Source organism: Pseudomonas sp. Leaf48, assembly GCF_001421885.1.
Taxonomy (GTDB): Bacteria; Pseudomonadota; Gammaproteobacteria; order Pseudomonadales; family Pseudomonadaceae; genus Aquipseudomonas.
On sequence record NZ_LMLH01000024.1, the window covers coordinates 1 to 10,125 of the forward strand.

At 56.0% G+C, this 10,125-nt stretch carries 8 protein-coding genes and 3 pseudogenes; all 11 read right to left on the reverse strand.

Features of this window, described 5'->3' with window-relative positions; all coding sequences use genetic code 11:
• Positions 1-999, reverse strand: a pseudogene (locus ASE98_RS15860) (ImcF-related family protein); the annotation flags it as partial.
• A 188-nt stretch (positions 1,000-1,187) separates the two neighbouring features.
• Positions 1,188-2,294 (reverse strand): hypothetical protein, encoded by a 1,107-nt coding sequence (locus tag ASE98_RS15865; RefSeq protein ID WP_060542288.1) that lies wholly within the window; start codon positions 2,292-2,294, stop codon positions 1,188-1,190.
• Between the two features lie 57 nt (positions 2,295-2,351).
• Positions 2,352-2,618: a PAAR domain-containing protein gene (locus ASE98_RS15870; protein ID WP_060542289.1), complete on the reverse strand. Its 267-nt coding sequence runs from the start codon at positions 2,616-2,618 to the stop codon at positions 2,352-2,354.
• Between the two features lie 133 nt (positions 2,619-2,751).
• Positions 2,752-3,513, reverse strand: a complete 762-nt coding sequence (locus ASE98_RS15875; RefSeq protein ID WP_236707808.1) for a hypothetical protein — start codon at positions 3,511-3,513, stop codon at positions 2,752-2,754.
• 5 nt (positions 3,514-3,518) lie between these two features.
• A complete protein-coding gene (locus ASE98_RS15880) occupies positions 3,519-4,292 on the reverse strand; it encodes a hypothetical protein (RefSeq protein WP_060542291.1) in 774 nt (257 codons plus the stop codon).
• Positions 4,293-4,317: 25 nt separating this feature from the next.
• The gene (locus ASE98_RS15885) at positions 4,318-6,354 is read right to left on the reverse strand and encodes a lipase family protein (protein ID WP_060542292.1); all 2,037 of its coding nucleotides are present in this window, start codon (positions 6,352-6,354) and stop codon (positions 4,318-4,320) included.
• 129 nt (positions 6,355-6,483) lie between these two features.
• Complete coding sequence (locus tag ASE98_RS27775; protein ID WP_442962708.1) at positions 6,484-6,633, reverse strand: DUF7079 family protein; 150 nt, start codon at positions 6,631-6,633, stop codon at positions 6,484-6,486.
• A gap of 103 nt (positions 6,634-6,736) precedes the next feature.
• A complete protein-coding gene (locus ASE98_RS15890; RefSeq protein WP_060542293.1) occupies positions 6,737-7,243 on the reverse strand; it encodes a hypothetical protein in 507 nt (168 codons plus the stop codon).
• An 8-nt stretch (positions 7,244-7,251) separates the two neighbouring features.
• The coding region (locus ASE98_RS15895) for a DUF2345 domain-containing protein (protein ID WP_442962709.1) at positions 7,252-9,277 on the reverse strand (2,026 nt) is incomplete at its 5' end.
• A gap of 1 nt (position 9,278) precedes the next feature.
• Positions 9,279-9,698, reverse strand: a pseudogene (locus ASE98_RS27280) (contractile injection system protein, VgrG/Pvc8 family); the annotation flags it as partial.
• A 66-nt stretch (positions 9,699-9,764) separates the two neighbouring features.
• Positions 9,765-10,125: pseudogene (locus tag ASE98_RS26845) on the reverse strand (contractile injection system protein, VgrG/Pvc8 family); the annotation flags it as partial.

Below are 10,125 nucleotides of genomic sequence, written 5' to 3' on the forward strand. Positions count from 1 at the left end.
GGCGGCTTGCTGCAGGGCGCTGAGTGAGGTCTGCAAATGGTTGATCTGCACGCGGTTGCTGATGAACGACAGCAGCAGGCCGGCGCCCCAGACCAGGGTCACGGTCAACGCCAAGCCATAAGCGATGCGTGGTGCGCTATAGCCCAGCCGACGGTTTCTGTGCTTTGGCGCGCCGAGCACACCCTGCCATGCCGGATCCATGGGCCAGAAGTGATCGTCTTTTTCAGTCGTTTTGTCGCTCAATGGCAGGCTGAACCACAACCCGCGCAACGGCACGCTTCGACGGGAGCCGCCAAACCATGGCGTCAGCGCCTTGCGCCAGCGGGCCACGCCTCCAACCTCCAGGTCCCGCGCCAGACGCACCAGAAAGTCATGCGCCGTCACCTTGTTCATCTGTGCCCAGCCTTCCTGACGCAGGGGGCCCAGCAGACCGTGCAGCGATGATTCCAGATCTGATGCGGTGAGGCGTGACGGCAGCGCGCAACCGACCGCCTGGCTTGGGCGTTTGTCCTGTACCCAGTTACTGGCACAGACCTGCCACAGGTGCAGAGGCAACGACCAGCCAAGCGTGTGCGCAAAGTCCTGCAGATGATCCATACCGTGGCGCAGCGCTGCGTTTTCGGCGCTTTGCTGGGCACTCACCGCCCAGACCACGCCGTCGAGGGCCCGCCAGCGGGTCAGGCGACGGCAGCGCTCGATTACTGAATCATCCAGCTTGTTTCGCACGCTGCCGCCCCAGACCAGCACGGCATCCTCGTCCACCAGCCAGCGTTTCTGTTTCAGGCCGGGGGCAATGGCTTCGATCTGGTCGGGCTCGCCGACGATGAGCAGGAGGCGGACCTTCCGGCGCCAGAGCGGGCCATGACGCTGACGCAATTGATTCTGCATTTCAGCGGGCGCAAGACCTGGCTGGTTCGGCAACGACAATTCGGCATCCGTTTTCGGATAGACCTTGTTTGCCAGACCTGTTTCGCGGTGATGATGTCGCTTGAAGTGCATCAACAGACGAGGTGAGAAAGTCCCTATCGTCACTATCACAATGATCAGTAGAAAAACCACGAGTCGGTGGTGATCCTCCTCGAGCCCGACTCGATCGCCGTAGCCCCAAATGGCCTTCGCCAAGACAGCCACCAGCGCAAGAATCCACACCGCCGCCCCGCCCCGCCGCCACCCATTACTCCCATTCTTCATATCACGTCCTTATTGGTAATGGTGCCGATCCAATGCCGCGTGTTGTCTTCTGCCAACAGCAGCAAGGGTTGTTGCTGATGCCGAACCAACTCCACGCCAAGTGCCGCTACTAGCCAATGGCTGAAGGGGCCTGGCAGACCACAAGAGTGTTCCAGCACCCACTGTTGTTCCGCCTTCAGCGAGCCCCCTTGGGCGCCTGCCGTAGTCAGGACCTCACCGAGCACTGGCTGCCAGACACTTGCGTCCGCCAACAGGCCGCTCACCAGCCGGGCATGTGTCTGGGTTTGCAGGAACAACGGCAGCTCGCTATCAAGCGCGCTGATTTCCAGTGGCATGGGACGCAAGAGCTCTGCCAGTCGCGGCAACGCCAAGGACCGAGCGAGCCTGTCCGGGCACAGCAACAAGGCCGCCAAACCATCGGAATACGCCGCCCCGCCGTTAACCTGTAACACCATGATCAACTGCGCATCGGCGCTGGCCTTATGCAACCGGTCCTCAATCCACTGGAACGACAACTCACCGGTCACGCTGACCAATGCGGTCGACGCCTTGCCCGTCGCGTCGATCCGAGTCTGTTGCCATGCATCACGCAATGCCGGGTAATGTCCGGTCTCGACATCGCTCAATAGGGTGACTTGCAATGCCTGCTCCGCGGGCAAGCTTTGCAATGCCCGCGTCAACGCCGGCATCAAAAGCTGCAGGCCCGCCTCTGCTCGCGCCGTCCGTAACGGCAACGCCGCGATACGGCATGCCTGTCCTGTGCGGATTTTCAGATTCGCCTCGGGTTGCGTCAGCACGTTGGCGGACACCTGCTCCGGCAACAGCACACAACTGGCACTCACCGTCAAACCACGCTGTGCCCAGTTCTGCCATGATTGCTGCGCGTCTTGCGCCTCTTCTTCCAGAAACTGCTGATGGCTCAAATCCCTTCCGTAGGCATTGGCACGAGCGGCAAACACCAAAATCCAGATGAGCAGCGGCGAACCCGCCAACGCCCAAATGTTCACATCCCGCAGTGGCGGGACACGCTCGGAGACATGCAGCAAAAACAGCATTGTGCAGGCCAGCAACGCCAAGCCCGCTGCCAATAGCCAACGGCCCATTGCAGGAGGCGCTGGCGCTTGCACCCTCTCGGGTGCCCGACGATCCCACCCCATGGCTCAACCCACTACGCAATCGTTGATGCTGGAAATCACCTGGCAGCCGCACTCACTGCGACAGCCGTTGACTACCACTGCGAGGTCGTTTTCGGACCAGTCCGCACTGCCCTCGACAATCGCGTTGACCCCATGCCCCGGTATCGGGCAAAGAACCTTGTCGCCAACCAGCGCGGCAGGCTTGCCCTGTATAAAAATCGTGGAGGAAGCGGTAATTACCTCTCCGCCATGGGTGGTGGTATCACCCAACAATACAAATGCTTCAAACATAGGGTTTAAGTCTCTCTTCGCCCGTTGAATACGGGCTTGTGATCTAGTGATTTATTAAAAGGCATGCGCCTAGGTAAACCTTTGAAGCTAGCGCTAAACTTCAGAGCTCCTGAATCCCATAAGAACGACGGGGTCATTGCTGGCTCTCCGCAGCAAGGCGGATGGCTTGCAACTTGCGGATGCTAGGCCCCCAGCGACCATCTGTTTCAACACTGCCATCTGGATAAGTAATGGTGGTGTAGTTACCTTCTTTCTTTATTTTTGGACCAGCCGAATAAACTACAAAACCCGAATGAAGAACTGGTTCAAAATAGACTTGGCGCGCCTGCATTGCCTGATAGCCGAGATAGATATCGCCCTCGCCCGCCAAGCTAATACGTTTACTATACCCGCCGATAAAGTTCTCTTTAACCCAAGGGTAGTAATCTTTCCGGATGAACAAATCCCCATCCACTTTGATTCCCGTCCCTCCTCGTGGTGAGTTGTTATGATCGAATACCACTACAACCCCTCCTCCCGAACCAGAGTTCACGTAGCCTCCAAACTGCTCCGGTTTCTCGTAGGTAACTCCAAAGGTCACGTTACTGATACGCCATTGACAGGACCCCCCTCCGTTCACTGCCAACTTGGCTACGTAGAGATCATTTCCTTGTCGTTCCGGCTGTATATCAGTTCGATGATACTCATCACGCTGATAGGATTTTCCACTGGCGGTGTAATCGGTAAAAGTACAGTGCGTTGAGCGATAGATGACTTGCATAGTCTCTGCTATTAGTTCTTTTGGAACTTTGACCGTCACGGTAATCTGTTCACTGTCTGCAGGTGGAGACAGGCTGTAGTCCTGACCGCAGCCACTTAAGTTCAATGTCATAACTGTCAAAATAAAGTAATACACAGCTCTCAATTTTTACTCTCCGCAGCAAGGCGGATGGCTTGCAATTTGCGAAAATCGGGCTGAGCACGTGCTACGGCTTCAATACTGCCATCAGGATAATTGAATACCGCGTAGTTTCCTTCCTCCTTAACTTTAGGTCCTTTCGAACTAACCAAAAAACCAGGATGAAGAGTCGGTTCGAAATATATTTCTCTTGCCTGGAGCGCCTGATAATTCAAATAGTAGCCCCGACTCTCACCTAGCAACCTCACATCCTTCACGTATCCGCCAATAAAAGACTCGTTTATCCAGGGGTAGTAGTCTTTCTGGATTATCAGATCTCCATTACGAGAGATCCCCGTCCCTCCACGTGGTGAATTATTATGATCGAAAACCACCACAACCCCTCCCCCGACTCCAGAACTCACGTCATCTCCAAACTGTTCCGGATTCGCATAAGTGACACCAAAGGTGACGTTACTCAAACGCCACTGACAGGCTCCCCCTCCACTTATCGCCAGCTTGGCTACATAGAGATCATCCCCGCTACTAACGGGTAGTATGTCGATGCGGTGGTACTCATCACGCCTATATGGTTCACCACTGGCGGTGTAATCGGTGAAAGTACACAGGGTTGAGCGATAGACGACTTGCATGATCTTCGCTTTCAGTTCGTTGGGAACTCTGACCGTCACCGTTATTTGTTCACTGTCCGGAGGCGGAGACAGGGTGTAGTCCTGACCGCAGCCGCTAAGGCTGATCAACGCAATGAACAACGCAACGGAGATTTTTTGTCGCATGCTTTTTCCTTTGCCCCTGACGGACTTATCCGAAGGTTTTTTCGTAAAAGGCCTTGGGGTCGGCAATGGCATCAAAGCGCTGCAACGCCTCGGTGCCGCCGTTGGTTTGCAGCGTCACCTGCAAGGCTCGGTCGATGAGTCTCTGCAGTTCAAGGAACACACTGTTACGGGTGTACTCATCCGCGGGAATGCTGCCGTAGTACTCCTTCATCTGCCGTTCGAACTTGCGCCTCTGTACCTGCCGCTCCAGCAACGGCTCGCGCTCGGGATTGATCGACTCCATTAGCTGGTTATGGATATAGGGCTGGTACTGCGACATGAAGTGATCGCCGATGCGCAGCATCCGTCCCACTACCGGGTTACTGTACGGTGGAAAAAACCTGGCGCGGCTTTCGGCATCCAGCGACGCATGCAAACGTTCCTGGGCTTGTTCGGCCTGCTGTTCTTCGGCTGTACTCAGGCTGGGCACCAGGTACAACTTGGCCATTTCCTGCAGTTTGTAGGAGATGGTGCTGCGATAGGGCTGGCCCTGTGGGTTGCGGTAGGCGGGATAAGGTGTGAACGATTGTTCCTGGTGTTGTTCAGCCCGGAAAAACATGGCGACTTCGCCGTGATGGCTGTAGGGATCGCCATGTTTGAACGATGTACTGAGCCACAACTGGCCGATCGACCAGCCTAACCCTATCACCGTGCCCATCGTGCCGTAGAGGTCATACAGATAATTGTCCAGCGCCGCCTCGGGAGGGACACGGGGGACGACGTCAGTGTCGTTAACATGGCGGAAATGCCAAAGGTCGTTCAGTGATTGAATGGCCTTAAGCGTAAAGGTGCGCGGCATGCCGTAGGTGTACAGCAGAGGGTTACGCTCTTTTAGCGACGCTGCGTGAATCAGGCCTAGTGCTCCACCCAGACTGTGGCCGCAGATGAACAATTTTTTGAGTAAGGCTTCTTCAGGAATCGTCGTGCGTAGTTCTTCTGGATAATTCCTTATGGCCACTTCGAAGGCATCTCGAAAGCCCATGTGCACGCTGCCTGCTGAGGTCAGGTCACCACAAGGGACCTTTGCCTCACAGTGGGTCGCAACTTTCGGCTTGGTGGGACGGAAAGTGACATCGGTAATGAGGTCGGCACGCCCATCGGTTTCGGTACCGCGCCAGGCGACCAGCACCTGCGTGGCGCTGATGGCAAAAAACAGCTGAGTATTACCTTCTGGTGGTTGAGCCTGCCTAGTGTCCATCGACTTCACATCAAAGTAACGTTCATTGAATGGAACATCCATTACCAAGCACGGCCATGCTTGACCCTTGTCCAAAACCCGTGGAGTTCGCGACAGATCCAGACATTGTTGTTCAAACAGTTCTTTGACAGATCCATGCTCTTTCTCAGGCAACGTGCTGTACGCCAGAATACTCATCAACCCCAAGTTATAAGCATTCGCCAGGCTGTACTCCGCCTGGTGATGCAATACCAGCGACCAGGCCCGAAATGGACAAACCTCCAGCACATGCCGACGATCCAGTTCTTCGTCGCCAACAGTAAAGCCACTCCACTCAGGATCCGGAAAATGGAAAGCCGGCAGCTCGCCCGGGTCTTCCAGTGACGGCTCGAACATCGGTTCCCGACTGCACAACTGCCCAATGCGCAGGTAGTGATAGTCGTGACCCGCACCACGCGCCTGCTCCTCGATCGGCGAGAACCCCGGGCGCTGAGGACCATAAAGCGGTGTGCGATTACCGATACCCGGCCGCGGTGGCTCGGGACGCACGGCACGCAGGCGCCGACCTTGCAATTGTTCCGCCAATGGGTCGGGCTCCATCAGCAAGGAAATGGCCAGCGGATGCAGCCCCTCAATGCGAATCACCCCTTGGGCATCGCTCTGTCCTGAATACTCGGCCGCGATACCGCATCGAGTGGCCTCGTTCACGGCGCGCCAGGGCAGGTTCGGCAAGGGCTCACCCTGCTCATCCAGCAATTGGAACTCCACCCAATATTTTTTTTGTGGTCCGCATATAACAGTCTTGACAGGAATAAGCGTGTCAGTGCGGTGCAATCTGTCGTTCATAACATCCCTTTAAACAATATTTCCCGATGACTAAATTAGACGCGGGACCTCTGCTGGCCTGCTTCTTTAAGAGCGACTCGTTTTCAGAAAAAAGTTGATCACCATCAAAAAACCAATACACCAAGGGCGCTAGCGTGAATACATTGTAAATACACACGGTGCGACCCTCTCAAAAAAATCAAACTCGACCTCCGACAGATAGTATTTTTTCACAACGCTCGCGACATGCTCATAGTCAACTTCGTTATCTACAAAACTGCCCGTCAAAACCAACCACAATTTTTGTGTCAGATTTATCTATCATTTAGCAACCCCCCTACAACTCATCATTATGTGAGCCTGAGATTCCTGCGACTATCGACTTTAGCTGTTAGCATTAAATTTAATCATGCTTTCCCCGACCACAGACTGGAGTCATTTCTGCTCCATCGGGAAGTCGCTCATACTGAAGATATTCAAAAATGCCACTCACGGCTTTCTTCACGCAGAAAGCGGCCCGATAAGTGTCAGTAGTTTTATATGCTTCACTCAGACGAAAGATGTAGGTTTTATTTTCCTCAAACTTAAGTGAGGGTATTTGTATTTTCCCTTCGTATAATTCATAACCATCTGGAACAATACCGAATTCAATGCACCCCCCTGGCTGCAACACCAGAGGCTTGGCATCCGACTTCAACGCAACCGCCCAGCCAGGGGCATTTCGCACATAACTTTCGGACACTGATATCCATCCAACTGAAAAATTTTTGCCTGCATCATTCGGCAAACAAATAGCCGGCTTATTATTGATAGCAAGAATCTTGCCCTCGCCGAGCAGGCCAAAAGATGTAGCGTTCACCTCCTCCACAAAGCAAAGTAGCACAACCAGCAACAATGAAATCGATTTCATGGGCACATTCATCCTGGAAGATTCTTCTTGCTGGAGGGATCATTCAGGAAGCTTTCAAGCGTAGCCGAAAGAAGTTCTGGACTTTTCCCTTCATTCTTCCAATCCCACACTCCGAGAGGATTTCCAATTACACAAATCATGTAATAGTCCGAAATCATCTCCCCCTGCTGCTCCATGTTGTAATTTGAAAACTTACCATCGTCAAACAATGTGTATGCATACGCCTCAGCACCTCGACTGCTGACCGCCAGGCCCTGTTTCTTTACCGGATAACCCAGTTGGTGCTGCCAGACATGGGTCATCTCATGCATGAACAACGCCTTATCTCGATCATCAGTGGTATTGGAAAAATCATCTCTGTAGTACTTAGTGCTTGCCGGATAATACATTTCCCCATTCGGCGTCACCGCCGTATTCTGAAACCAGACAAACAACCACCATCCGCCGTGATGTACTTTGACCTTGCTGTAGTTGACGGCGTCTTTAAAAACGCTCCTAGCCATGGAAATTTCGCCAGACGTCAGCGAACGCTTCTTGCCTTTGGGCAGGGAAACATCTTTTGTAGAGCTACCAACGTCCTTATCGTTGGTCGAAACCTCACTAGCGGTCAGATCAACCTGTATTGGCGCCTGGGCATTTTGTGCCGCGCAACAAAGCGGTTGCACACCCTCCGGTGGAAACAGCAGCAACTGGGTGATCTGCGTCGGCTTCTCGGTCACCAACCGCTGCGTGTAACCTTGCTCATCAGTCACGCCATCCAGGATTCGGCCGTCTGCCAACTTAGCCGTGTACTTGATGTTGTTTGCCAATTCGCCATTAGGGCCGAGCAGACGTAGTTGTTCGTCATAAAGAGCGGAATCCGGAAACTCAATCTTCAAATCACCCGGCACGAGGGTATGCACGTTCATCGTCCGCCCGGCCTCATCGGTGACGCCCTTGAACACCTCCCCCTGCTGCGTCGTGACCTGATAACGGGTGAACGGCCTCGAGGCCTGAGCCGCATCCGCCAGGCTGTAGCCGCCTGCGTAGCCTGTCGGTAGCGGTGTGACCGGAGTCTCCAGACTGGCCGCGCCGACCTTTTGCACATGGGCGGCCTTGAGGTAGATGTTGCCGGGGGCACCCAGCTCGATTTCGCCCCCCTTGAGGCGGATGTATGCACCGCCGCAGTTGAGTATCAGCTCCTGCGGGGCACTTATTTCCACACGACCAGCGACGCTTTCGATCTTCATGTCGTTTTTGGCCAGGGCGTGCAACTGACCGGTCAGGGCATGCAATTCGACCTTGCCGTGGGCGGACTTGAGTTGGAGGTCGGCCTGGTGGGCAAAAAGGCTCACGTTGCCCTCAGCAACGGCAGTGAAGTCCTGCCCGGCGCTGATATCGGTGTTGTGCGCCGCCGTGATCCCCACGCTTTCGCCACCGGAAGCCAGGCACACGGCTTTAGGACTCATCACCCCGATGCCCGCCGGGGCATGCAGCAACACCCCCGGCTCGGACAAGCCTGACAGGGCTTTGACCAGACGAGCCTGACTGTCGCTATCACCCGCCGTCACTGCGCCATTACTGGCCGCGCGCGCCAGGGAACGTACCAGCGACAAGGCACTTTCCAGTTGCGTAATGGCGGCGGCCATGTCGAGCTGTTTACCCTTCGCCTTGGGCTGCGCATCGGCACTGATGAACACGCCCTTGCCCGCGCGCAGACTGCCCCAATCATCCGTGCGCAGCTCAAACCCTTCCCCGCGCTTGACCCTCTTGGCATCCACCAGATGCCCCAGATTGAGCTGGCTCTTGCCCCCATACTCGGTACTGAGCTTGATGTGCTCCTGCCCCCGAGTGTCGTCCAGGCGCAATTTGTTGTTGGCCGGAGTACGCAACACATTGCGRTGGTCRTTGCGCATGGTCACCAGGTCCGGATGCTGGTCATCATGCAAGGCGTGGGCRATGTAGGGTCTATCCGGGTCGCCCTGTTCGAAGGCGATCGCCACTTCGGTGCCGGCGATCAGCGGCAGGTGCAGGCCGTAGGTGTCGCCGGCGTAGNGAAATCGCAGGTCAGGCTGCGGTCGCGGGCGGCGCGGATGGCGATCTTTTTAATCACTACGCGGGGGGCGAAGGCCTTGGGGGTGTCGCCGCTGATGGTCAGGACCTGGCCGGGGGCCAGGGTGGCGCTGCTGCTGGTGCCGCTGAGGTGGGTCTGGTTGTTGAGGTAGCGYTCRTGGCGCAGGCGTGCGTAGAAAAAGCCGCTTTCGCTTTGCAGGTCTTCGTCGCGCAGGTGGGCCTTGCCGAGCACGCGGTAGGGTTCGGCGTAGTGGTAGGCCTCGCCGTAGGTGTTGTCGGCGCCGGGGCGTTCGACTTTGCCGTGGACGGCCGGCTCGCCCTGGGTCTGGTCGACTTCGCCATCGAGGTAGGCGCGGCTGTCTTCGGGGTGGTAGGCGCGCACGTTGACCTGCTGCTCTACCACCTGGTGGCGGGTTTGCAGGGCCCAGACGCTGTCCTCTCTGGGGCGTTCGACTTTGCCGTGGGCGGCCGGCTCGCCCTGGGTCTGGTCGACTTCGCCATCGAGGTAGGCGCGGCTGTCTTCGGGGTGGTAGGCGCGCACGTTGACCTGCTGCTCTACCACCTGGTGGCGGGTTTGCAGGGCCCAGACGCTGTCCTCGTCGCTGTTGCTGAAGCCCGATGGCGAGCGCAGCGGCAGCTCGACGTCGAACTGGTAACAGCGCTGGTCGTCGCAGAATTCGACCATGTCGAAGTGGAGTTTTTCGTGTTGGGTGCAGCGGTACCAGATGCCAACTTCGGCGAGGATCCGGCTGATGAAGGCCAGGTCGCTTTCCTGGTACTGCATGACCTGTTCGCGGGACGGGTAGTCGCGCTTGAGGGTGAAGCGAAAA